General features: G+C 71.9%; 8 protein-coding genes. 4 read left to right on the plus strand and 4 right to left on the minus strand.

The genetic code is table 11. The features are described from left to right. Positions 1-14: 14 nt before the first annotated feature. Together AABA78_RS36585 and AABA78_RS36590 are read right to left on the minus strand one after the other, a co-directional pair. Entirely contained in the window at positions 15-5,624 is a 5,610-nt protein-coding gene (locus AABA78_RS36585) for a non-ribosomal peptide synthetase (protein ID WP_338270114.1), read from the minus strand. Next, positions 5,621-16,687: an SDR family NAD(P)-dependent oxidoreductase gene (locus AABA78_RS36590; protein WP_338270116.1), complete on the minus strand. Its 11,067-nt coding sequence runs from the start codon at positions 16,685-16,687 to the stop codon at positions 5,621-5,623. Before AABA78_RS36590 ends, AABA78_RS36585 begins: the two co-directional genes overlap by 4 nt. A gap of 359 nt (positions 16,688-17,046) precedes the next feature. On the opposite strand from AABA78_RS36590, the gene AABA78_RS36595 reads away from it, so the two are divergent. The 4 genes from AABA78_RS36595 (at position 17,047) to AABA78_RS36610 (ending at position 23,186) form a co-directional block, all read left to right on the plus strand. Continuing rightward, entirely contained in the window at positions 17,047-18,426 is a 1,380-nt protein-coding gene (locus AABA78_RS36595) for an amidohydrolase family protein (RefSeq protein WP_171420287.1), read from the plus strand. A 69-nt stretch (positions 18,427-18,495) separates the two neighbouring features. Continuing rightward, entirely contained in the window at positions 18,496-19,401 is a 906-nt protein-coding gene (locus AABA78_RS36600; protein ID WP_338270118.1) for a sigma-70 family RNA polymerase sigma factor, read from the plus strand. A 77-nt stretch (positions 19,402-19,478) separates the two neighbouring features. Beyond that, on the plus strand, positions 19,479-20,441 hold the full coding sequence (locus AABA78_RS36605) for an SMP-30/gluconolactonase/LRE family protein (RefSeq protein WP_338270119.1): 963 nt from the start codon (positions 19,479-19,481) through the stop codon (positions 20,439-20,441). Positions 20,442-20,471: 30 nt separating this feature from the next. After that, complete coding sequence (locus tag AABA78_RS36610; RefSeq protein WP_338270121.1) at positions 20,472-23,186, plus strand: protein kinase domain-containing protein; 2,715 nt, start codon at positions 20,472-20,474, stop codon at positions 23,184-23,186. Positions 23,187-23,256: 70 nt separating this feature from the next. Here the strand turns inward: AABA78_RS36610 and AABA78_RS36615 are convergent, their stop codons facing one another. Then, positions 23,257-23,856 carry a superoxide dismutase gene (locus AABA78_RS36615; protein ID WP_338270122.1) on the minus strand — a complete coding sequence of 200 codons (600 nt, stop codon included), beginning with the start codon at positions 23,854-23,856 and terminating at the stop codon, positions 23,257-23,259. 42 nt (positions 23,857-23,898) lie between these two features. Next, entirely contained in the window at positions 23,899-24,402 is a 504-nt protein-coding gene (locus AABA78_RS36620) for a flavin reductase family protein (protein ID WP_338270124.1), read from the minus strand. Positions 24,403-24,534 lie beyond the last annotated feature (132 nt).

Consider the following 24,534-nt stretch of genomic DNA (forward strand, 5'->3'; position numbering starts at 1 on the left):
TGCCTGTCGTCGCCTCAGGCCCGTGGGTCCTCGGGGCGCGCCGCGAGCGCGGCGAGCATCCGCCGCTGCCGTTGTCCGCGCCGTGCGCTCTCCGCCAGCCCGCGCTCCTGCGCCCCGGGAGAGAGGTGACGGGCCAGGGCCTCCACCGTGGGGTGTTCGAACAGGGCCACCACCGGCACGTCCCGGCCCAGCGCCGCGCCCAGGCGGATGGCGGCTTGCGCGAGCTGGAGCGAGTGGCACCCGAGGTCGAAGAAGTTCTGCTTCCGCCCCACCGCGCGTCCGCCCAGCAACTGCCGCACGATGCCGGCGATGGTGCCCTCCAGGCCCGGACGTGCGTCCTCGCCGCGCGAGGCCTCGTCCGAGGCGGTCCCCTGCTCCACCGGAGGCAGCGCGCGGGTGTCCACCTTGCCGTGCGCCGTCTGGGGCAGCGCCGGGAGCCGCAGGAAGGCGGACGGCACCATGTACTCCGGCAGCCGCTGGCCCAGCAGCTTCCGGAGCGCTTCCGGCGTGTACGGCTGGGCCGCATCACCCGCCCAGTACGCCACCACGCGGTCGTGCCCTGCGCCCTCCGGAGCGGGCATGGCCACGACGAAGGACTGCTGGATGCCGGGCAGCGCGCAGAGCGCGGCTTCGATTTCGCCCAGCTCGATGCGCAGCCCGCGCACCTTCACCTGCCGATCCAGGCGCCCCAGGTACTCCAGGTTGCCGTCGGGCAGCCAGCGCGCCAGGTCGCCCGTGCGGTAGAGCCGCTCGCCCGGCGCGAACGGATGGGCGACGAAACGCTCCGCCGTCAGCGTCGGGTTGTGGAGGTAGCCGCGCGCGAGGCCCACGCCCGCGATGCACAGCTCCCCCGGCACGCCGATGGGCTGCATGCGCCCGCCCCGGTCCAGCACGAAGAGCTGGATGTTGTCGATGGGCCGGCCGATGGGGATGCGCTCATGGGTCTGCTGCTCGGAGCAGTCGAAGTAGGAGACGTCGATGCTGGCCTCGGTGGGCCCGTAGAGGTTCGCCAGCCGGGTGCCGTTCTGGCGGTGCAGGAGCGTGTTGAAGCGCTCCACCTGGGACACTGTCAGCGCCTCGCCGCTGGCGAACACCTGGCGCAGGCTGGACAGCGACGACACGTCATCGAGCGTCCGCGCGTACTCCAGGAAGACGCCGAGCATGGACGGCACGAAGTGCAGCACCGTCACCTGCTCGCGCGCGATGGCGTCCGCGACCTGCCGTGGGTCCCGCTCCGCGCCCGGGGCCAGGAGCGCCACGCTGGCGCCCTCCAGCGACCACCAGAACAGCTCCCAGACGGAGACGTCGAAGGTGTACGGCGTCTTCTGGAGGATGACGTCGCCCCGGCTCAGGGGATAGCGGTTCTGCATCCACTTCAGCCGGTTGATGAGGCCGCGATGCTCCAGCATGGCGCCCTTCGGACGGCCGGTGGAGCCCGACGTGTAGATGACGTAGGCGAGCGAGTCCGGCCGGGCCCGTGGCGCAAGGTTCGCGCCGTCACCGCTGAACGTCGCCGCGTCGCGCAGGTCGAACACGCGCCCGGTGAAGCCCTCCGGCGTGAAGCGCGCGTCGCTGACGAGCACCACGTCCGTGCGGCTGTCGTCGAGCATGTAGCGGATGCGGTCCGCCGGGTAGCGCGGATCCACCGGCAGGTACGCACCACCGGCCTTGAGGACGCCGTACAGCCCGACCATCAGCTCCAGCGAGCGCTCCGCGACGATGCCCACGATGGAGTCCGGACCCACGCCTGCCTGCCGCAGCGTCGCCGCGAGCCGGTTGGCGCGGGTGTTCAGCTCTCCGTAGGTGAGCAGGCGGCCCTCGAAGGTGACGGCCACGTCTTCCGGACCGTGCGCCACGCGCTCCTCGAAGAGCTCGTGGACGCACTTCTCGCGGGGGAACGGCCGCGCGGTGCGCCGCCACTCCGTCTCCAGTTGGTAGCGCTCCACGGGCCCCAGCAGCTCCAGCGCTCCGATGGGCTGGCGCGGGTCGCGCAGCGCCGAGCGCAGCAGGGCCTCGTAGTGCGTGGCCATGCGCTCGACGGTCGCGGCGTCGAAGAGGTCGGGGGCGTACTTGAAGAAGGCGTGCACGCGGCCTTCGGTCTCCACCAGCTCCAGCGAGAGGTCGAACTCGCCCTGCTGCTGGAGGTCCAGGATGGCGTCCAGCGCGAGGCCGTCCGACGCGCCCGTGCCCAGGCCGTCCTGGGCGAGCCAGTTCTGGTAGACGAACTGGGCCTGGATGAGCGGCATGAGGCCGCGGTCCCGTGCGCCTCCCGCCTCGCGCACCATCTCCGTGAAGGGGAAGTCCGCGTGCTCCTGCGCCTCCAGGTGGGTGGACTGGAGCGCGCGCGCGTAGTCGAGGAACGGCAGGTCCGACGCCACGCGGCTGCGCACGCAGACCACGTTGACGAAGTAGCCGACGACGTCCTCGAACTCGGTCCGGGGCCTGCCGGCCACGGGCACGCCGACAGCCAGATCCTCCTGCTGCGTGTAGCGGTGCAGCAGCGCCTTGAAGGCGGCGAGGAACAGGCTGAAGGGATAGATGCGCTGCGTGGCGCCCAGACGGCGTGTGTCCAGGGCCAGCTCCAGCGGGAGCGTCGTCGCGTGGACCCGGCCTTCCAGCCGCCGCTTCGCCGGACGCGGCCGGTCCGTGGGCAGTTGGAGCGCGGGGGGCGGCGGCAGCAGGCGGCTTCGCCAGAACTCGCGGTGGCGCAGGCCCTCCTCGGACGCGAGCATCCGCTCCTGCCACGCGACGAAGTCCGCGTAGGTGGCGGACAGCGGCACGAGCGCCGCGTCCCCGTGCGTCCGCTCCGCGCGGTAGAGCGCCTCCAGGTCCCTCACGAGGAGCTGGAGCGAGCTTCCGTCCATGACCAGGTGGTGCGCCGCGAGCACCAGCAGCGGTTCGCGGCCCGGCCGCTGCACCAGGTGCACCCGCGCGAGCACATCCCGCGAGAGGTCGAACGGCTTGAAGCCCAGTCGCGCCAGGAAGGCCTGTTCGTCTTCCGGCGACGCAGCGGGCAGCGCGTGGATTTCGAACGGCACCTCCGACGACGCGGGAGCCATCGCCAGCAGGGGCTGGGCGTCCTCCACCACGACGCGGGCGCGGAGGCTGGGATGCCGGGCCCAGAGCCGCTGGAGCGAGGCCTTCAGCGCGGCGACGTCCAGCGTGCCCCGGATGCGGAAGGCGCACGGCACGTTGTAGGCACTGCTCTCCGGGGAGAGCTGCTGGATCATCCACAGGCCCAGCTGTCCCGCGGACATCGGATGACGGGAGGGGCCGGGCTTCACCTCCACGGCGACGGTCCGCTCACGCACGGGCGTGGGCAGTGAGACTGGAGCCGGTGGCGGTGTGGGGACCACCGTGGCCACCATCCCCGCGCCCATCTCCCGAGCGACGAGCTCCGCCAGCCGCCGGAGCGTGCCGGCTTCGAGGAGCGCCGCGTTGGTGAGCTCGACGCCGTGGGTTTCTTCCAGGCGGCGGAGCAGCCGGGCACCAATCAGCGAGTTGAAGCCATAGACCATCAGCTCCTCGTCGGGATGGAGCGTGGCTTCCGGCAGCTTCAGCAGCGAAGCGATCATCCCGCGAAGGACAGGCAGCACGCCCTCCGTCGGCACGGCGGCGAGAGACTGGGCCGTAGCGGACGCGGGCGAAGCGTCCAACGCCGTAGCGGAGGACCGCAGCGCGGGTGAACCTTCCGGTGCTGCGGCGGAAAAGCGCGCCGAGGCGGGTACTGGGGAGCCTTCCAGCGTTGCGGCGGAGAGGCGCGGCGCGACGGGTGCTTGCGCCAGCGAACCTTCCGGCGATGCGGCGTCGCTCCACGGTCCGCCTTCCGACCAGTAGCGCTCACGGGCGAAGGGATACGTCGGCAGCGGGATCCGCCGGGTCTCCGCGCCATGCGCCCCGCGCCAGTCCAGCGCGTAGCCCTTCACGTACAGACCGGCCACCACGCTCATGCGGCGCCAGGCTTCGGCCTCCGCCATGGGCGCGCGCGAACCGGCCAGCAGGGTGTTGCCCAGCGTGAGCAGTCCGGCGTCCTTGCGCGCGGCGGGCTGCGCTCCCGCAGTGGACACCCACAGCCCCTCCGGCCTTTCGCCGCGCAGCGCCGCGTCGAGCAGGTCCTTCAGGTGGCCCGTGCTCCGCGCCAGGAAGGCGGCGCGCAGGGCGAAGTGGGTGCGGCCCACCTGGAGCGTCAGCGCGAGGTCGTCCAGCCTTGCCTGGGCTCCTTCCGTGTCCAGCCACGTCCGCAGGTCCGCCATCCGCTGCCGCAGCGCCTGCTCCGAGTGCGCGGACACGGGGAGGACGTGGAGCCGCTGCGCCGTGGGCGCCGGACGCGCGGGAAGCTCCGGGGCCTCCTCCACCACGAGGTGCGCGTTGGTGCCGCTGAAGCCGAACGAGCTGAGCGCGGCCCGGCGCGGCTGGCCGTCGGTGCGCCACTCACGCGTCTCCGTGTTGACGAAGAAGGGCGTGCTGGGGAAGTCCAGGTGCCGGTTCGAGCGCGTGTAGTGCAGCGATGGCACCAGCGTGCGGTGCTGGAGGCACAGCAGGACCTTGATGAGGCCCGCCACGCCCGACGCCTCCATCGTGTGCCCGATGTTCGTCTTGATGGAGCCGATGGCGCAGAACTGCTTCCGGCCGGTGTGCTGGCGGAAGGACTCCGTGAGCGCCTGGAGCTCGATGGGGTCGCCCAGCTTCGTGCCGGTGCCGTGCGCCTCCACGTAGCCGATGGTGTCCGGGTGCACGCCGGAGCGCTCGTAGACCTCCAGCTCCAGGGCGCGCTGCGAGGGCGCGCTGGGCGCGGTGATGCCGTTGGTCCTGCCGTCCTGGTTGATGCCCGAGCCCCGGATGATGCCGTGGATCCGGTCCCCGTCCGCCAGTGCCTGATCCAGGCGCTTGAGCACGACGACGCCCACGCCCTCCCCCGTCACGATGCCGTCCGCCGCGTCGTCGAAGGTCCGGCACCGGCCCTGGGGCGACAGGATGCCCGCCTTGCCGAGCACCACGTGGGTGCGCGCCGTCAGCATCAGCGCGATGCCGCCCGCGATGGCCATGTCGCACGAGCCGCTCCGGATGCTCTCGCACGCCAGATGGACGGCGACCAGCGAGGACGAGCACGCGGTGTCCACCGGGACGCTCGCGCCCCGGAGGTTCAGCAGGTACGACAGCCGGGCCGGGAGGATGGCCGCGCTGTTGCCGCTCAGCGTGAACGCGTTGAGCTCCTGTCCCTGGAGCTTCTGGACGTACTCGCCCTCCTTGCAGCCCACGAAGACGCTGCAACGCCGGCCCTCGAGCGTGCCCGCCGCGCAGCCTGCGTCCTCCAGCGCCTTCCACGCCTCCTCCAGGAAGAGGCGGTGTTGGGGATCCATCCACTCCGCTTCGAGCGGGGAGATGTTGAAGAAGAGCGGATCGAACCGATCCACGTCGTCGATGAAGCCGCCCCACCGGCTGACGCTCTTGTTGTGCGCGTCCGGATCCGGGGCGTACCAGCGGGCGTGGTCCCACCGCTCGCGCGGCACCTCCTGGATGGAGTCCCGGCCCTCGACGAGGTTGCGCCACAGCTCGCGCACGTCCCGCGCGCCGGGGTAGCGGGCGGAGAGGCCCACCACCGCGATGGGCTCCTGGCGGCTCATGACGCGCCCCCGACGAAGCGCTCCACCGCGTCGAGGTTCAGCTCCCCTGCCTCGATGCGGTCCAGCAGGCCCAGGAGCCCGTCGTCACCGGCCGGTGCCGGTTCAGGCTTCGCCTGCACGACGATGGGGGTCCCCGCGGAGACAGGCTCCGGCGCTGGCGCGGGCCGTGCTCCCGGATCGGCGGCCGGGAAGGTGGCGCGGATGTGCTCGGCCAGCTTCGAGACGCTCGCGTAGTTGAAGAGGTCCGTGGAGCGCAGCGCGATGCCGAGCGCCGCGTTGATGCGCTCGATGATGCTGACGGCGAAGATGGAGTCCACGCCGAAGTCCTGGAACGGCTTGGACGGATCCAGCTGGACGGCGCCGTTCGCGACGACGGCCTCCACGCACGAGGCGATCACCGACTCCAGGTCCGGCCGTGCGCCCCTCGGCGTGGAGACCGGAGTCCCCTGCCCCACGCTGGCATGGCCGTTCGTCACCACGCTCGGCGACACGGTGGCGGGCGCGGACAGGGTCCTCGCGGCGGTGGCGAGGCTCCGGCGGTCGCGCTCGCCGATGATGATGTTCTGCCCCAGGTCGGAGCGGTGCTGATCCGGGTGGCCCAGCACGACGACCTTCGGGAAGCCCTCGGCGCCCAGCACGGAGCGCCACTGGTCGCTGCTGAGCAGCGGCGCGTCCTGGAGCCGCAGGTCGTCCTTGAAGCGCCACCAGCCGGGCAGCAGGCCGAAGGCCACCGTGGAGAAGTCGTGCACGGTGGTGACCTCGTTGAGGAGCAGCCAGCCACCGGGGCGCAGCAGCGTCTTCACGTTGCGCAGCGTCTGGCGCAGCTCCTCGGTCGCGTGCAGGACGTTGGCGGCGAGCACCACGTCGTAGGCGCCCGCCGCGTAGCCCTGCGGCACCACGTCCTTCTCGATGTCCAGCACCGAGTACTCCATGAACCCGTAGCGGAAGTTCTCGCGGCCGTACTGGACGAACGAGCGCGACACGTCCGTGTACGTGTAGACGATGCGGTCCGCGTACTGGCTCAGCGCCTTCAGGGCCAGGTCGGTGGTGCCGCCCGTGCCGGCGCCCACCTCCAGGATGCGGATCTTCCCACCGTCGGGAAGCTGCGCGAGCCGCTCGGCGACGTACTGGCGCAGGCTGTCTGCGACCAGCGCGTTGAAGTAGTCCGCGACGGGGTTGCCCTTGTACATGGGGCCCATCAGCCGCATCGACGACTGGGGGAACAGCAGGTCCGTGGCGGGAATCTCCCCGCGCAGCACCTCGCCGTAGCGTTCCGAGCACGCCCACATGATGGCGACGTGCGGAGCGGTCATCGGCGCCTGCGCGACCAGGCGCTCACCGCGAGCCTGGAGGCTCTGCCGCTCCAGGTGCGGCGCGGCCGCGTCCAGCGCGGGCAGCGTGGTGACGTCCGCTCCGGCCAGCTGGACGTAGCCGGCCCGGGCCAGGATGTTCAGCAGCGCGGAGAACAGGCGCGTGTAGCCCGGCGCGACACGGAGCTTCGTGCGCAGGCCGTCCACCGTGTACCGCTCGCCCGAGCGGAGGAGGACGCCCATGCGCTGGAAGAAGCCCAGCAGCATGAGCGAGTTGAAGCGCTCATAGTCCTCGCGGCTCGCGGGCGGAGGCAGCTCGCGCACCGTGCTGTCGCGCAGCGCCTGCTCCACGCGCGGCGTGAGCAGCGACACGGCCTCCTGCGTGACGGGACGCGACTCCGGGAACCAGTGGCGCACCCGCGCGAACGGGTACGTGGGCAGCGACACCTTCCGGGGCCGCTCCGCGCCGTGGAGCGTGCGCCAGGGCAGCTCCACGCCCATGCTCCAGAGCTGCGCCAGCGTGGAGAGCTGCCGCTCCTCCATCGCGACCTGGAGGAAGGCCGTGCCTGCGCGGCCCTCGGAGAGTAGGCCCGCGAGCGGCAGGGCCGCGTCCACCTTGCCGGTGAAGAGGCCCGGGGCCGTCTGCCCCTGGGCGAAGCGGGTCAGCGCGTCGATGGCCTCGGTCACGTCCCGGGCCACCACCGCCAGCCGCTCCGGCATTGCTTCGCGGCCCACCTGGAGGGTGTACGCCACGTCGGAGAGCGAGACGGGCGTGCCCTCCGGGAGGACCTCCACGCTGGCGCCGCGCTGACGCTCCGCCAGGTGCCGCTCCAGCGACGCCAGGGTCGGGCACTCGATGAAGAGACGCGGGCGCACCTCGACGTCCAGCCGGCGGCCAATCTCATCCGCGAACGCCGCGAGCTGGACCACGTCGAAGCCGGCCTCCTCGAAGGGGCGCTCCGGATCCAGGGCCGAGGCCGGGACGTCCAGGATGCTCGCGGCGGCCTCCAGCAGCGCCTCGCGGATGCGTGAGCTGTCTCCCCTTGCCGCGCTGGGACGGGAGGGCTGCTGACGGCGCAGCAGGTCCGCGAGCCGCGTGGCGGCGGCCTTCAGGGCCTCCGGCGTCCGGGCCGACAGCGGGAGGAGCTGCGGGCCGTGCGCGGCGGAGGGCGCGGGCTGCTCGGGCGGGGCTTCGATGAGCAGGTGCGCGTTGGTGCCGCTGAAGCCGAAGGAGCTGACGGCCGCCCTGCGGGGCGCCGACGGCGCGGGCTCCCAGGGCTTCAGCCGCGTGTTGACGACGAAGGGGCTGTTCTTGAAGTCGATGAACTCGTTGGGCGTGTCGAAGTGGAGCGACGGGGGGATGGCCCCGTGCCGCAGCGACAGCAGCACCTTCAGCACGCCCGCGATGCCGGCCGCGGCGATGGTGTGCCCGACGTTCGTCTTCACCGAACCGAGCGCGCAGTAGCCGCGCTTGTCCGTCCAGCGCCGGAACGCGTCCGTGAGCGCCTTGACCTCGATGGGGTCGCCCAGCCGCGTGCCCGAGCCGTGGGCCTCCACGAAGGTGATGGTCGCCGGGTCGCAGCCCGCCGCCTCGTAGACGGACGCCTCCAGCTCCGTCTGGGACGCGGCGCTGGGTGCGGTGATGCCGTTCGTCTTGCCGTCCTGGTTGATGGCGGAGGCGCGGATGACGCCGTGGATCTGATCGCCGTCGCGCAGCGCCGCCTCCAGCGGCTTGAGGACGACGACGCCCACGCCCTCGCCCGGCACGAAGCCGTTGGCACCCGCGGCGAACGACTTGCACTTGCCGTCCACCGACAGCATCTGCGCGTTGCTCGCGTAGATGTGGAAGTTGGGCATCGTGGAGACGTAGACGCCGCCCGCGAGCGCCATCTCCGTCTCACCGGCGAGCAGGCTCTGGCAGGCCAGGTGGATGGACACCAGCGACGAGGAGCAGGCCGTGTTGATGGCCATGCTCGGGCCCTTCAGGTTGAGGAAGTACGCGATGCGCGCCGCGAGGATGGACGTGTCGTTGCCCCAGATGGCCTGGGCCTCGCGCTTGATGCCGGCCTGGGCCATGCGCAGGCCGTAGTCGCCCACGTCGACCCCGACGTAGACGCCGCAGCGCTTCTCCGACATGGACCGCGCCGCGTAGCCCGCGTCCTCCAGCGCCTTCCACGCCTCCTCCAGGAACACGCGCTGCTGCGGGTCGGACAGGTCCGCCTCGCGCCCCGCGATGTTGAAGAAGGCCGCGTCGAACTTGTCGATGTCGTCGAGCACCGCGCCGTAGCGGCAGTTCGTCGCGTCGAGGTTGCGCGGATCCGGGTCGTAGTACGCGTCGATGTCCCAGCGGTCCTTGGGAATCTCGCCGACCAGGTTGTCGCCCGCGGCCAGCCGCTTCCAGAAGGTGTCCAGGTCGGGCGCACCGGGGAAGCGCCCGGACATGCCGATGACGGCGATGGAGCGCGAGGACGGACGGGACGCGGGGGCCTCACGCACCGGCTGTGCCTGGGGCGCGGGAGGGGGCACCGTCGCGAGGACCGGCCTCGGAGCTTCCACTTGCGGCCGGGGCGCGTACGCGGGCGGCGGCTCCGGGTTGACGAAGACCGGTTCAGGCTCCCGCGCGGGCGGCGCCACCGCGGCGGCCTGGGGCTTCGCCGCGTCGAGGAGGGACAGGATGTGGCGGGCCAGGGCGCGGACGCTCGAGTAGTCGAAGACGACCGTGATGGGCAGTTCGAGGTCGAACGCCTCGCTGATCCGTTCGATCATCCCGGCGCCGGTGATGGAGTCGACGCCGTAGTCCGAGAACGGCACCTCCGGGTTGATGACGTCCGAGCTGACGCTGAGCGCCTCGCTGGTGAGCTGGCCGATGCGGCGCTCCACCTCCGCGAGCGACGGCCCCGTCCGCACGGGCACCGCCTGCGGTGGCGGACGGGCCTCCACGGGTGCGCGGACCGGCTCCGGGGGCCGGGCGACCTCGCGCCCCTGCGCCGGACGGCGGCCCGCGACCGCGACGGGCTCCTCCTGGGAGACGCCCAGCTTCGCCAGCGCCTCCAGTGAGCCCTTGAAGGCGACCACCTGGGGCGCGCTGCTCGCGAGCACCTGGCGCAGGGCCTCCAGACCCTCGGCGACCTCGATGGAGTGCACGCCACGCAGCTCCATGGCGCGCTGGTACTTCGGATCCGTGACGGCGCCCACGGAGCCCCAGTAGCCCCAGTTGACGACGCTCACGGGGAAGCGCGCGGAGCGGCCCAGCCACCCGGCGAAGGTGTCCTGGAACAGCGAGGCCGCGGCGTAGTTGCCCTGCCCCGCGTTCCCCGAGAAGGACTGGATGGACGAGAAGAACACCAGGAAGTCGAGCGGCTCGTCCTTCAGCACCTGGGCCAGCACCGCGCTGCCCCGGACCTTGGCATCCATCGCCTCCACGAACGCCGTGACGTCCATGCGCTCGATGGGCGCGTCGCGGAGGACCAGCGCGGAGTGCACCACGCCATGGACCGCCCCGAAGCGCGCCTTCGCCTGGGCCATCACGTCCCGCATGCTCGCGGGGCGCGTGACGTCCGCGCGGACGTGCAGCACGCGGGCCCCGCGCGCCTCCATCGCCGCGATGCGCTCGCGCTGTCCTTCCGTCAGTGGGCCGCGTCCGGTGAGGACCAGCCGCGCCTGGAAGCGCCCGGCCAGGTCCTCCGCGAGCGCCAGCCCGATGCCGCCCAGGCCGCCGACGATGACGTAGACGCCGCCCTGGCGCAGGACTCCGTCCCCCGCCGCCTCGAGCCTTGCGGGAACGAGCTGCCGGACGTGACGGCGTCCCTCGCGCAAGGCCACGTCCAGACGGCCCTTGTGCTCAGGCTCCGCGACCAGCTGGGAGACGAGGACGCCCGGGGCATGGAGCGCGTCGCGCGCCCCCACGTCGATGCAGCTCACCGCCAGTTGCGGGTGTTCCTTCGCCAGTGACTTGCACAGGCCGTGGAGGCTGGCGCCGGACGGACGCGCCTGCTCCGTGCCGGTGACGGGGAACGCGTCCGCGGTGACGACCACCAGCTCCAGACGCTGCTGGAGCACGCCCAGCCGCGACAGGCCCTTGAGCATCCGGAACAGCGCCAGCACGCCGCGCTCCTGGCTGGCCTCCAGCGCCTCCACGTCCTCCAGCGCGGCCGCTCGCGCGTCGATGCCCGCGAGGAAGTAGAGCCGCCGGGGCTGCCCTGCCTCGTTCCACCACGCCTCGACGCCGGCCTCGTCCGCGCTGGACCACTCCCAGCGGCCCTCGGCCTCGCGCCGGGTGCGCGCTCCCAGGCGGACCCGCAGCACGCCCGCGCGGGCATGGACCGCAGCCAGGCCGTCCTCCAGGCCCAGGCTGTCCGCCCCCGCGACGATGACCGCGCGCCCCAGTTCCCGGTCCTGCGCCGGCAGCGGCGCCTCCGCCCAGCGGGGCAGGTAGAAGAAGCTCTGCGGCCGCGCCTTGCGCTCGCGGAAGCCCAGCTCTCGCAGCTCGACGCATACCTCGCCCTGCTCATCCAGCAGCGCGACGTCGAAGCGCGCGGGGTCCTGCATCCGCACCCGCGCATACGCCCTGCCCGACGCCGGCAGCGGGCGACGCACGTCCACGCCTCCCAGCGAGAAGGGCAGCATCAGCGCGCCGGAAGACGACGTGAGCGCGGCGACGGCCTGCGCTGCCGCGTCCAGCAGCTGTGGCGGGAGGCTCCAGCGGCTGCCCTCCGGCGCGGTGCCCTCCAGGCGGCCCAGGGCCTCGCTTGCGTCGCTCCACACCTCGCGCAGGGCGCGGAAGGTGGGGCCGTAGTGGATCCCCATCCGGGCGAAGCGCTGGTGCAGCACCTCGCCGTCGACGTGGTGCGTGCTCCGGGCCTGGAACGGACGGAGCGCGAACGGTTCGGAGCCCGCGCGCTCGACCGCCGCCTCGATGCGTCCCTTGCAGTGCAGGACCGCGTCGTCGCCCTCGCCGGAGCGGACCTCGAAGAGGGCGTGGGCGCCCTTCTCCTCCAGCGTGGTCCACAGCACCTTCTGCCCACCGTCGAGGACGCAGGGCTGGAGCCAGAGCACCTGCGAGAGGGACACCGGCCCCTCGCCGTGCGAGGCCGCGAAGGCCTCACGGGCCAGTTCGAGGTAGGCCATGCCCGGCAGCACGCCCGCGCCGTTCACGCGGTGATCCGCCACCAGCGGCGACGAGGCCTCCAGCACCGTGCGGCGACGGACGGCCGCTGCCGGTGCCTGCACGGTCCGGGGCGCTTCGGGGAGGGCCGCGCCCATGACGGGCGTGACCCAGTGACGCTCCTGCGCGAAGGGGTACGTGGGCAGCGGCACGCGCAGGTGGGGACCCGGGAACAGCGCCGCCCAGTTCAACGGCGCGGCCTTCACGTAGAGCGACGCCAGCGAGGAGAGCTTCTCCTGGGCCCCTTCCCCGACCTGCGCGTCCGGCGAGGCCAGCTCCGCCATCAGCGTGCGGCCCAGCTCCTTGAGGAGCGGATCCACCTTCCGCCCCGCTTCCTGCGGGTCGGACGTGAACTGGTACGGCACCTCGCGTCCCGCCAGGGCCGCCTCGATGCCGTCGAGCAGCTCGCGGTGGCTGCGCACCACGAACGCCGTGCGCGCCTTGTGGTGGGCCCGCCCCACGAGCAGCGTGTAGGCGATGTCGCCCAGCCGGTGCGACTCACCGTGGCGGCGAAGCCAGGTGGCCATGTCCTCCAGCCGCCGCATCAGGGCCTCCTCCGTCTTGCCGGAGAAGACGACGAGGCGCGCGGTGCCCCTCGCCTCCCGGGGCACGGAGGCCCGCGCGGGGGGCTCCTCCAGCAGGACGTGCGCGTTGGTGCCGCTGAAGGCGAAGCCGCTGAGGGCCGCGCGGCGGGGACCGTTGCCGGGCACGGTCCAGTCGCGCAGCGTGGTGTTCACGACGAACGGCGTCGCGGCGAAGTCGATGTTGCTGTTCTGCCGCTCGAAGTGGAGAGAGGGCGGCAGCTGCCGGTGCTGGAAGGACAGCAGGACCTTGATGAGGCCGGCCACGCCCGCGGCGGCGGACGTGTGGCCCAGGTTCGACTTCACCGACCCGAGGAAGCAGAACTGCTTGCGGTCGGTGTAGCGCGAGAAGGCCTCCGTGAGCGCCTCCACCTCGATGGGGTCGCCCAGCTTCGTGCCCGTGCCGTGCGCCTCCACGTACGTCACGGACTCCGGGCTGATGCCGGCGCGCTGGTAGACCTGGAGCTCCAGCTCCGTCTGCGCGTCCGAGCTGGGCGCGGAGATGCCGTTCGTCTTGCCGTCCTGGTTGGTCCCGGAGCCCCGGATGACGCCGTACACGTGGTCGCCGTCACGGAGCGCGTCCGCGAGCCGCTTGAGGACGACGACGCCCACGCCCTCGCCGGGGACGAAGCCGTCCGCCCGGTCGTCGAAGGCGCGGCAGCGCCCGTTGGGCGAGAGCATGCCGGCCTTGCTCATCTGGATGTACGGATCCTCGGTGATGTAGAGCGTCACGCCGCCCGCGAGCATCAGGTCCACGTCGCCCGCGAGCAGGCTGCGCACGGCCAGGTGCGTGGCCACGAGCGACGACGAGCAGGCGGTGTCCAGCGCCAGCGCGGGCCCCTTGAGGTTCAGGAGGTACGCGATGCGCGCGGCGAGGATGGAGTTGGAATTGCCCAGGAGCTGGAGGGCGGGGCTCCGGTCGGGGTCCGCCAGGCCCACCAGCCGGTTGTAGTCGTTGTTCATCACCCCGACGTAGACGCCGCAGCGGGCCTTGCTGAGCTGCTCCGGCGAGTAGCCCGCGTCCTCCAGCGCCTTCCAGGACTCCTGGAGGAACAGGCGCTGCTGCGGGTCCATCAGCCGGGCCTCGGCCGGGGAGATGCTGAAGAAGAGCGGGTCGAACTTGTCGATGTCCGACAGGAAGCCGCCCCACTTGCTGTAGGAGCGCTCCTTCTTCTTCGGATCCGGATCGTAGTAGCGCTGGATGTCCCAGCGCTCCGGGGGAATCTCCGTCACCGAGTCCACGCCCGCCGCGAGGTGGGCCCAGTATTCGTCCAGGTTCCGGGCGCCCGGGAAGCGCGCGGACATGCCGATGATGGCGACGTCGGTGGACGCGGCCACGGCGGGGGCCGGAGCGGGAGCCGGAGTCGGCTCGGGAGCGCTCGCCGTGGGCTTGCGCTTCAGGGTCACGTGGAACGGAGGAGGCTCAGCCTCCAGCGCGTCAGGTGCGCGCGGGCGGTCAGCCACCGGGTTGGACACGCGCGGCGCGGTGGTGGAAGCGCGGGGCTCCGGCTCGGGAGCACGTGGCGCGGGGATGGGCGCGCGAGTGACCGGCTCGGCGGCCTGCGGTGCGGGCGCCGTTGCCGACGCGGCGGCGGGGACCTGCGCGGCCAGGTACTCGGCCAGCCGGAGGACCGACGGATGGTCGTAGAGCTTGTTGACCTTGAGCTTGAGCTGGAGGTCCTGGCTCAACCCCTTGGTCAGCTCCACCATGAGGATCGAATCCAGCCCCAGCTCGAGGAAGTTCTTCTCCTCGTCGATGTCCCCGGGCTCGCAGAAGAGCACGCGCGCCAGGGCCCCCTTCACGGTCTGCTTGAGACCTTCCGACCGGGCCCGGGCCTCCGCTGGCTTCACGGCGGGAGCAGCCGGCGGCGCGACGACCTCGGGCGCGGCGGCGCGGACGGTCTCGACCGGGGCCACGGGGGCCTCCTCGCGCGGCGTCTCCCTCGCCGAGGTCTGCCCGGGCCGCCGCAGCTGGATCTTGGGTCTGTTCACGATGGGGACCTCATGTCGGGGGGGCGGCGGGGACGCCGGAGCGACCTCCGCGGCGGAAGGCGTGGGCCGGCTGGAAACAGCGGGCGGCAGGACGACGGCGGGTGCGGAAGCCACGGGCTCCGCCGCGCGCTGGACCGTTGGCGCGCGGTGCTCGCCAATCCAGTGGCGCTTCCTCACGAACGGATAGGTGGGCATCGAGACGCGCTGCCGCGAACGCCCCGCATGCAGGGCCGCCCGCCAATCCACGCGCGCCCCCGCCACCCAGGCACGCGCCAGCGCTTCGGCGTCGGCCGTCTCCGCCGGAGGCGATGCGGCCGCCTCCGAGAGCCCCCGGACGCGGCCGTGGAAGACAGGGCCCGAAGCAGGCTGCTCGGACGCGAAGGCCTGGAGCGCGTCCGCCAGCGCCTCCTCCGTGGAGGCCACGACCGCGAGCCGCTCCTCCATGGCCTGCCGTCCCACCTGCGACGTGAAGGCGATGTCCGCCAGCGCCGCATGACGCGCCCCACGGCCGCGCGCCCGCGCGTTCCCCACCAGGAACGCCGCCACCTGCCGCGCATGGACCCGGAGCCGCTCCAGGTTCTTCGCGGAGAGCACCAGGACGACCGGCCCGGCCCCGGGCGCGTCCGGCCGCGGCGGCGCCACGTACTCCTCGACCAGGACGTGCGCGTTCGCCCCGCCCGCCCCGAAGGAGCTGATCCCCGCCCGGCGCGGCACCTGCCGCACGCGCCCGCCCTCCTCCACCTCCGGCCTGCGCCACTCCGTCAGCTCGCGCTGCACGTAGAAGGGCGACGCGTCGAAGTCGATCTTCGGGTTGGGGCGCTCCGAGTGCGGCGACGGGACGAGCATCCCCTCGCGCAGCTGCAGCACGACCTTGGTCAACGCCGCGATGCCCGCCGCGGACTCCAGGTGCCCGATGTTCGCCTTCAGCGACCCGAGCGCGCAGAAGCGCCGCTCCTGCGTGTGCTCGCGAAACGCGCGCTGGAGCGCGGCCACCTCGATGGGGTCCCCCAACGACGTGCCCGTCCCGTGGGCCTCCACGTAGCTCAGCGTGCGCGCGTGGACGCCGGTCTCCGCCAGCACGCGGGAGATGACCCGCTGCTGCGCGTGCGGATTGGGGACGGTGTAGCCGCTCGTCTTGCCCCCGGCGTTGACCGCGCTGCCGAGGATGACCGCGTGGATCCGGTCGCCGTCGACGAGCGCCTGCTCCAGCGTCTTCAGCAGGACGGCGCCCACGCCCTCGCCGTCCACGAAGCCGTCCGCGCCCTCCCCGAAGGCGCGGCACGCGTCCCCCCGGGACAGCATCTTCATGCTGCTGAGGGCGTGGTAGTGCATCGGGTGGAGGATGAGGTTCACCCCTCCCGCTATCGCGGCCCGGCACTCGCCACGGCGCAGGCTCTCACACGCCAGGTGCAGCGCCGTGAAGGACGACGAGCAGGCGGAGTCCACCGCGAAGCTGGGACCGGACAGGTTGAGGTGGTACGAGACGCGGTTGGCCACGGACCAGTACGGGCTGCGCGCGGCGGTCCGCTGTCCGGCGCCCCACGCCTCCGACGCCACCCACCCGTAGCCGCCGTTCATCACCCCCACGAACACGCCCACGTCCCGGTCCAGCGACGGCGCGCTCACGTCGTAGCCCGCGTCCTCGAAGGTGGCCCACGCCACCTCCAGGAACTGCCGCTCCTGGGGATCCATCGCGTCGGCTTCACGCGGGGAGAGGTTGAAGAACGCCGCGTCGAACGCGTCCGCGTCCGCGATGAACCCGCCCCACCGGCTGTAGATGGCCTCCGGCGCCTCCGGGTCATCCGAGTGGAAGCGCCGCCAATCCCAGCGCGTGGGAGGGATTTCGCTGATGCAGTTGCGGCCGGCCTTCAGGTTCTCCCACAGTGCGTCAAGCTTTTCCGCCTGGGGATAGCGGCCACTCATCCCAACGATGGCGATGGCCTGGGCGCGAGCCCCCGGACGGCGGCCCTGCAGAAGGCGGATCAGCAGCTCCCGCTTCTCCCCTTCCGACAGCATCGGGCCTCTGGTTCCGTCTCCGCTCACGAGCAGCACGCGCGGCCATCCCCCGGCCGTCCCTCATTGAATGGCCCACCCCGGATCCCCGATCCGGGTGCGGCTAGATAACAAATGGAAACGCAGGTGGAAACCAGATCTCGCCGATTAATCCCGTGACCTGAACTTCACCGGCATCCCATTGATTCCTGAGTTGCGGGACGGTGTGGTTCTTTCCCAGATCGCTCGGGGAGTGTGGGCGGAGGATCACGACTGCAATCCCTCCCCAGGAACGCTTATGCTGTTCTCCTTGTTTAAGCCCTGAAACGCGCTGTCACGGCGCACTCCGCCCACCCCGCAGCACCGTTCCCACAGGACACCACATGACCGAGCCGCATCTTTCGAATGGCCGTTACGTCGTCGTCACCTCGGACGGCCACGCCGGACCGCCGGCCCGCACGTTCCGGGACTACCTGGAGAAGAAGCACTGGAGCGCGTTCGAGGACTACCTGAAGGAGAGCCGGGGCACTCCGGATGGCAAGCCCGCCGCCCCCGCCGGGGCGCCCGCGGAGGCTTCGTCGGACACCTTCGTGGAGAGCATGAAGACGATTGGCCTCTCCGAGGAGGCCGCGTCCGAGTTCACGGCGACCGTGTCCTTCGCGGACGCATCGGAGAGCCTGTGGGACCCGGCGCGTCGGCTGGCGGTGCTGGAGAAGGATGGCGTGGTGGGTGACGTCATCTTCCCGGACGGCAACGTGGACAACGAGCCGCCCTTCGGCGCGGGGTACGCACATGGCCGGCGCGGCATTGGCCAGATGGGCGGCGGCGAGCCGGGCAAGCAGCCGCAGCTGTACCCGGTGGAGCTGGTGGCCGCGGGGGCGCGCGCCTACAACCGGTGGCTGTCGGAGTTCTGTGCCACCAACCCGGGACGTCACGCGGGCGTGGCCATCCTCCCGACGCATGACGTGGGCTTGATGGTGGAGGAGGTCAAGCGCGCGCATGCCTCCGGGCTGACGGGCGGCGTGCTGCTGCCGCTGCTGCTGCTGACGGAGATGCGCGGCTACAACGACCCCATCTACGAGCCGCTCTGGTCGGTGTGCGAGGACCTGGGCATGCCCGTGAACGTGCACGCGGGCGGTGGCCAGCCGCCGTACGGCACGTCGCCGGACGCGTTCCTCATCCGGATGACGGAGCTCAGCTTCTACGGCTCCGCGCCCCTCTGGTACATGATGTGGGGCGGCGTGTTCGAGCGGCACCCGAAGCTCAAGGTGGTGTTCACCGAGCAGTCCGCGTACTGGGCGCCGCAGAAGCTGGCGGAGCTGGACTTCTTCTACGACATGCCGTGGTTCGCGGCGGTGCGCCAGACGCTGCGCATGAAGCCCAGCGAGTACTGGGCGCGCCAGTGCTACGTGGGGACGTTCATGTTCCGCGAGGAGGCGGAGCAGCGGCACGCCATCGGGTTGAAGAACATCCTCTGGGGGTCGGACTTCCCGCACCTGGAGGGCACGTGGCCGCACTCGAAGAAGTCGATGCAGTTCACCTTCTCCGGGATGCCGTCGCTGGACGTGTCGATGATGGTCGGAGGCAACGCCATCGACGTGTACAACTTCGACCGGCAGAAGCTGGCCCAGGTGGCGGCGAAGGTGGGCCCCCTGGCCGAAGAGGTCAACAAGCCCCTGACGCAGAGCCCGCCCGGACACCTGGGCATGGGCTTCCGCTACGGCCTGAAGTCGGCCGCGCCGCCGTCGACGTCCGCGGCGTAGCGCTCCATCCGGGGGCCCCTTGCGTGCGGGCCCCCTGGGTCGTTGAAGAGGGGTGGTAGCGTCCCGGGCGTGACCCCTGCTCCCAACCCACTGGCCTCCGCCTTCCTCGCGGCCTCTGGCTGCGCGCCCGCTTCGCTTCCGGAGCCCGCGCGGCTGGAGGGCCTGCTCTCCCTGGCCATCGAGCGCGCCGGCTCGCGCTGGCCCGGCCTGGGGATGGAGCCCCGGACGTTCGTCGCGTTCGTCGCGGAGCGGCTGACGTCCCCTCCGGCCCTGCTGGCGGCGCTCGCCGGGGACTCCCCTGCCTTCTCGGAGCTGTACCTGACCTTCGGGTGCCTGCGGCGCCAGCGCGCCGCGCTCCAGTTCTTCGAGGACGACTACCTCCGCGAGGTCGGCGCTTTCGTGTCCGGTGTGGACCGCTCGCCCGCGTTCGTGGCGGAGGTGCGGCAGCTGCTGCGCGAGAAGCTGTTCACCGCGGAGCCGGGCTCCGAGCCGAAGATCGCGGAGTTCACCGGCAGCGGCGCGCTGGGCGGCTGGGTGCGGGTGGCGGCGCTGCGCATCGCGCTCAACCTCAAGCGCTCCGAGGCGCGGGCCGACGCCGCCGTCCAGGACTCCGTCGAGACCGCGTTCGGCGAGCAGCTGGGGCCGGAGCTGGAGCACCTCCGCTCGCGGTACCGCGAGGCCTTCACGGAGGCCGTGCGCGCGGCGCTGGCGCAGCTGTCCGACCGGGACCGCACCCTGATGCGCCTGTACCACGTGGAGGCGCTGGCCCTGGAGGCCATCGCGGCGCTCTACCGCGTGCACATGTCCACCGTCTCGCGCTGGCTCAGCCGCGCCCGCGAACAGGTGGCGGAGACCACGACGCGGCAGCTCTGTGAGCGCCTGGGCGTCGGCGCGTCGTCGGTGGACAGCATCGCCGCGCTGGTCGTGAGCCAGGTGGACTTGAGCCTCACGCGGCTCTTGGGCCCGGGGGGCTGAACTTTCGCTGCAAGGGTTTTTCCGGCCGGTGTCAGGGCGTCAAAAGGCCCCCTTCCGGGCCTCACCGAGGAAAGCCCATGCGCATCCCTTCCTGGCTGTCCGTCGTCACCCTCGCCGCCGCCGTCTCCGCCTGCGAGCCGTTCCCGGAGGCCCCCGACTCCGGCCTGACGCAAGTGCAGTGGCCCGGCGAAGACTTCTATCCGGAGGGCATCGCGGCCGCGAAGGACGGCACGCTCTACGCGGGCAGCCTGGGCACGGGCGCCATCGCTCGCGTCAAGCCGGGAGCGCTGGGAGCGGAGGTCTTCGTCCCGGGCCGTCCCGCCTTCGGCGTCTACGGGCTCGCGGTGGACGAGGCGCACGACACGCTCTGGGCCTGCACCTACGACGACCTGCTTCCGCCCGCGCAGCCCTCGCACCTGGCCGCGTATGCGCTCTCCACGGGCGAGCAGAAGGCCAGCCACCCCATGCCCGGTGAGAGTGGCTTCTGCAACGACGTGACCGTCGACGCCGCGGGCAACGTGTACGCGACGGATTCGTACGCGAACATCATCGTCCGGCTCGCGGCCGGTGGGACGGAGCTCACCACCTGGGCCTCGGATGACGCGTTCGCGCCCTCCGAGCCTGGGGCCTTCACCCTCAATGGCATCGCCTACGACGGGGCGAGCAGGCTCTACGTCGTGAAGAGCGACACGGGCACGCTGTTCTCCATCGACATCCAGGCGGATGGCAGCGCGGCGCCGCCCGTGACCCTCCCGGTGACGCCCGCCCTGGAGACGCCGGACGGGCTGGAGTGGGTGGATTCGCAGCGGCTGCTGGTCGTGGAGAACACGGCCGGTCGGGCCTCCATGGTGACGCTGGGTGAAGGCGCCGGTACGAAGGAGGTGCTCGCCAACGGGTTCGTGGAGCCGACCGCCGCCGCGCTCACCGAGGACGGCGCGTGGGTGCTGGAGTCGCAGATGGGCTTCCTCTTCGGCACGCCGGGGACGCCGGCCCTGCCCTTCCGCGCGTACCGGGTCGCCGTGCCCCCACTTCTGCCCTGAGCACGAACGCCCCTAGAGTCGCGTCCCACCATGTCGGGATGTCCCTCCGAGGAAACGATTCTCGCCTTCGTGGAGGACCGCCTGCCGCCAGAGCAGCGCGCCCTCACGGAGGCCCACCTCTCACGCTGTGAGGGCTGCGGCTCGCTCATCGCGGCCGTCGCGGCGACGTGGCACGCGGAGGGCCGGCTCGCGGAGGCGGACCCTCCGCGAGCCTTCGGCCCGGGGGAGCAGGTGGGGCCGTACGTCATCGTCGAACATGCGGGCAGTGGCGCGATGGGGGACGTGTACCGGGCGCGCGACGGCAGGCTGGGGCGGGACGTGGCGTTGAAGGTGCTCCCGGCGCGGTTCGCCCAGGACGCGGAGCGGCTGGCGCGCTTCCGGCAGGAGGCCCGCGCGGCGGGGGCGCTGTCCCATCCGCACCTGCTCGCCCTGTTCGACGTGGGCACCCACGAGGACGTGCCGTACCTCGTCACCGAGTGGCTGGAGGGCGTCACCCTGCGGACGCGGTTGATGCGGGGACCGCTGCCGCTGGAGCAGGTGGCGCGGCTGGGCATCCAGTTGGCGCAGGGGCTGGCGGCCGCGCACGCGCGCGGCGTCATCCACCGCGACCTCAAGCCCGCGAACATCTTCCTCTGCGCGAACGGGAGCGCGCGGATCCTCGACTTCGGCCTGGCGCGGCTCACCGAGCGCACCGAGGACGCCGCGCTGACTCAGAGCGGCGCGGTGGTGGGCTCCGCCGGCTACATGGCGCCGGAGCAGATCCGCGGACAGGGCGTGGACGCGCGCGCGGACGTGTTCTCGCTCGGCGCGGTGCTCCACGAGGCCGTGAGCGGCCAGGCCCCCTTCGGCGGCAACAGCCCGGTGGAGCGGATGAGCGCCACGCTCCGCGATGAGCCGCCCGTGCTGCCCGGAGCGCTGGGGACGGTGATCGCGCGCTGTCTGGCGAAGGCCCCGGGGGACCGGTTCCAGTCCGCGCAGGACCTGGCCTTCGCGCTGGAGTCCATCGCGGCGCGCGGCGCGCCCCTCGCCGTGCGGCGGCGCCCGCTCCCCCGCCCTGCCCTCTTCGCGGCCGCGGCGGCCGTGCTGCTGTGCGTGGCCGCCGGAGTCTTGGTGCTCGGACGCGGGCAGGCAGCGCCAGCGGTGCAGGCGTCGCGCCCGACGTACCGCCCCGTCACGTTCCGCCGGGGCCACGTGCTCAACGCGCGGTTCTCCGCGGACGGACACACGCTGCTCTATGGCGCGGCGTGGGAGGGAGGACGCGCGGAGCTCTACAGCGCGCGCACCGAACGTCCGGTGTCACAGCCGATGGGAACTCCCGCGGACGTGCTCGCCACGTCGTCACGCGGAGAGATGGCGGTGCTGCTCGAGCCCCGCTTCTTCGACGCGGACCATGGCAGCGGGACGCTGGGCCTGATGCCGCTGGGCGGTGGCGCGCCGAGGGCCGTGCTCGACGGCGTGCTGGAGGCGGACTGGGGACGGAGCGACGGACCGCTCGCGGTGGTGCGCCGCGTGGGCGAGAACTTCCGGCTGGAGCAGCCTCCCGGCACGGTGCGCTTCGAGTCCCAGGGGTGGATCAGCCACGCGCGCGTGTCGCCTGACGGAGCGCGGATCGCGTTCCTGTTCCACGCGCACCCGAAGGACGACCGGGGCGGGGTCTGGGTGCTTGAGAAGGAAGGCCCGCCCCGGGAGCTCTCCGCGGACTGGGCGAGCGTCCGCGGGCTCGCGTGGGCTCCGGATGGACGCGAGGTCTGGTTCACCGCCTCCCGCACGGGCGCCGACTCCGAGCTGCTCGCCGTCGACCTGCGAGGCGCGCTGCGGCCAGTGGACCGCATCGCCGGGAGGATGCTGCTGCATGACATCTCCAGCGAGGGCACCGTCCTGGTGGACCACCCGGTGATCCGCACCGGGCTCGCGTTCGGGCAGGCGGGGGCGGAGCGCGACCTGGCGTGGTCGGACTCCTCGTTCATGACCGACATGTCCCGCGACGGCCGGACGCTCATCTTCGTGGAAGGCGCGGAGGTGGAGGGCCCCACCTACGGGGCCTACCTGCGGACCACCGATGGCGCCCCTCCGGTCCGCCTGGGAGATGGCCTCCCCATGGCGCTGTCTCCGGACGGAAAGCAGGTGCTGACGGCCCGCTACGGCAAGCGGATGGAGTACCTGCTGCTGCCCACGGGCGCCGGGGAGCCGCGTCCCCTGTCGCTCGCGCCGGTCGCCACGGTGCTCACCGCGCGCTGGTTCCCGGATGGGAAGCGCCTGCTCCTGCGCGCCAGCGAGGAGGGCCATCGCGCCCGCCTGTGGGTGTTCGAGCCCGGTGCCGGAGCCCCCACGCCCATCACGCCGGAGGGCACGGGCTTCGACACCGCCATCTCCCCGGACGGCTCACGGCTCGCGGCGGTGGATGCGGAAGGAAACCTCCGCGTGTTCTCCCCGGCGGGTGAGGCGCGAAGCACCGTCCCCGGCCGCTTCACGGGCCAGAACGTGGTGGGCTGGGACGCGAGCGGAGAAGCCCTCTACCTGCGGCGCGTCTCGCTCCCGGTGCAGGTCTCCAGGGTCGACGTGAGGACCGGCGTGAGCACGCCGCACCTGACCGTCCCCGCCCAGGGAAACACGCCGGGCCTCATCTCCGTGATGACGCTGGCGCTCTCCGCGGACGGAAAGTCCTACGCCTACAGCTACAGCGAGGCGCTCTCACGGCTGTTCCTGGTAGAGGGATTGGCCGGCGCAAGGCCCTCCGGTCAATGACAGTCACAGCCCTTCAAGGAACCGCGCCGCTCCGGACCATGCCGGGCCGCGCGGTTCCCTTTGCTTCACATCACTTCACGTCCGCGGCCTTCAGGTTCTGGTTCACGAAGTCCCAGTTCACCAGGCTGGTGAGGAAGGTCTCGATGAACTTGGGGCGCGCGTTGCGGTAGTCGATGTAGTAGGCGTGCTCCCAGACGTCGATGGTGAGCAGCGCCTTCTTGCCGTGCTTCATCGGCAGGTCCGCGTTGGCCGTCTTCATCACGGACAGCTTGCCGCTGCTGTCCTGCACCAGCCACGCCCAGCCGGAGCCGAACTGCGTGGCGGCGGCGTCGGCGAACTGACGCTTGAACTCCTCGTAGGAGCCGAAGTCGCGGTTGATGGCCTCCGCGACCTCCCCCGTCGGCTTGCCGCCGCCGTTGGTCGGCGTCATGCAGTTCCAGAAGAAGGTGTGGTTCCACACCTGGGCGGCGTTGTTGAACACGGGGCCGTCGCTGCTGAGGATGACCTCCACCAGCGACTTCGCGGCCTCGGGCTTGCCCGCGGTCAGCTCGTTGAGCTTGTTGACGTAGGCCGCGTGGTGCTTGTCGTGGTGGTACTCCAGCGTCTCCGCGCTCATGTGAGGGGCCAGCGCGTCCTTCTTGTACGGAAGCTCGGGCAGCGTGAAGGGCATCGGGTACGTCCTTTCTGGGTTACGTGAGGTTCGTCTTCGGTTTCACGACTTCGGGGCGGGCCCTGGCTCCGGGTGCGCCGTCAACGCGCGATACGCCCGGTTCCAGTAGAGCAGCGGCTCTGCCTCCGCTCCCCGCTGGATGCGCTCGACGCGGCCCACCAGCAACAGGTGATCGCCGTAACGGTGCACATCCAACAAAGCGCACGCCAGACCCACCAGGCTGTCCTGCACGAAGGCGCTTTCGTCGAACACCAGGCCTTCGGCCTCCCCCTTCGCGCAGCGGACCGACACGTCGCGTTGGGAGGTGGACAACACGCTCACACTGAAGCGACGGGCAGCCTCCACGCGCTTGAGCGTGCGGGAGGACTGCTGCAGCGACAGGACAATCAGCGGAGGCGTCAGGGAGAGCGAGCTGAAGGAGCTGACCGTCGTCGCCGCGACCCCGTCCGTGTCCCGGACGGAGACCACCGCCACCCCGCTCGCCCAACGGGACATCGCCTCCCGGAACTCCAGGGCCGACACCCCTTCAGTACCGCTCTGAGTCATGTGCCGGTCTCTACCACCCGCCCCGCCACCCGGTCAGCACTTCCTCCAATCCATTGGCGGAATACCAACGCAGTGGCACCGCCCCTGGGACCCCCGGATGGCCGGATCCGCCGGCCCGCCCGTATGCTGTCC

Origin of the sequence: Corallococcus caeni (assembly GCF_036245865.1) — a bacterium.
Classification (GTDB): Bacteria; Myxococcota; Myxococcia; order Myxococcales; family Myxococcaceae; genus Corallococcus; species Corallococcus caeni.

Bases quoted from the DNA above. Each gene is read 5' to 3' on its own strand.
- AABA78_RS36620 (WP_338270124.1), bottom strand. From the start codon at position 24,402: ATGACTCAGAGCGGTACTGAAGGGGTGTCGGCCCTGGAGTTCCGGGAG.
- AABA78_RS36590 (WP_338270116.1), bottom strand. From the start codon at position 16,687: ATGCTGTCGGAAGGGGAGAAGCGGGAGCTGCTGATCCGCCTTCTGCAG.
- AABA78_RS36615 (WP_338270122.1), bottom strand. From the start codon at position 23,856: ATGCCCTTCACGCTGCCCGAGCTTCCGTACAAGAAGGACGCGCTGGCC.
- AABA78_RS36610 (WP_338270121.1), top strand. From the start codon at position 20,472: ATGTCGGGATGTCCCTCCGAGGAAACGATTCTCGCCTTCGTGGAGGAC.
- AABA78_RS36595 (WP_171420287.1), top strand. From the start codon at position 17,047: ATGACCGAGCCGCATCTTTCGAATGGCCGTTACGTCGTCGTCACCTCG.
- AABA78_RS36605 (WP_338270119.1), top strand. From the start codon at position 19,479: ATGCGCATCCCTTCCTGGCTGTCCGTCGTCACCCTCGCCGCCGCCGTC.
- AABA78_RS36585 (WP_338270114.1), bottom strand. From the start codon at position 5,624: ATGAGCCGCCAGGAGCCCATCGCGGTGGTGGGCCTCTCCGCCCGCTAC.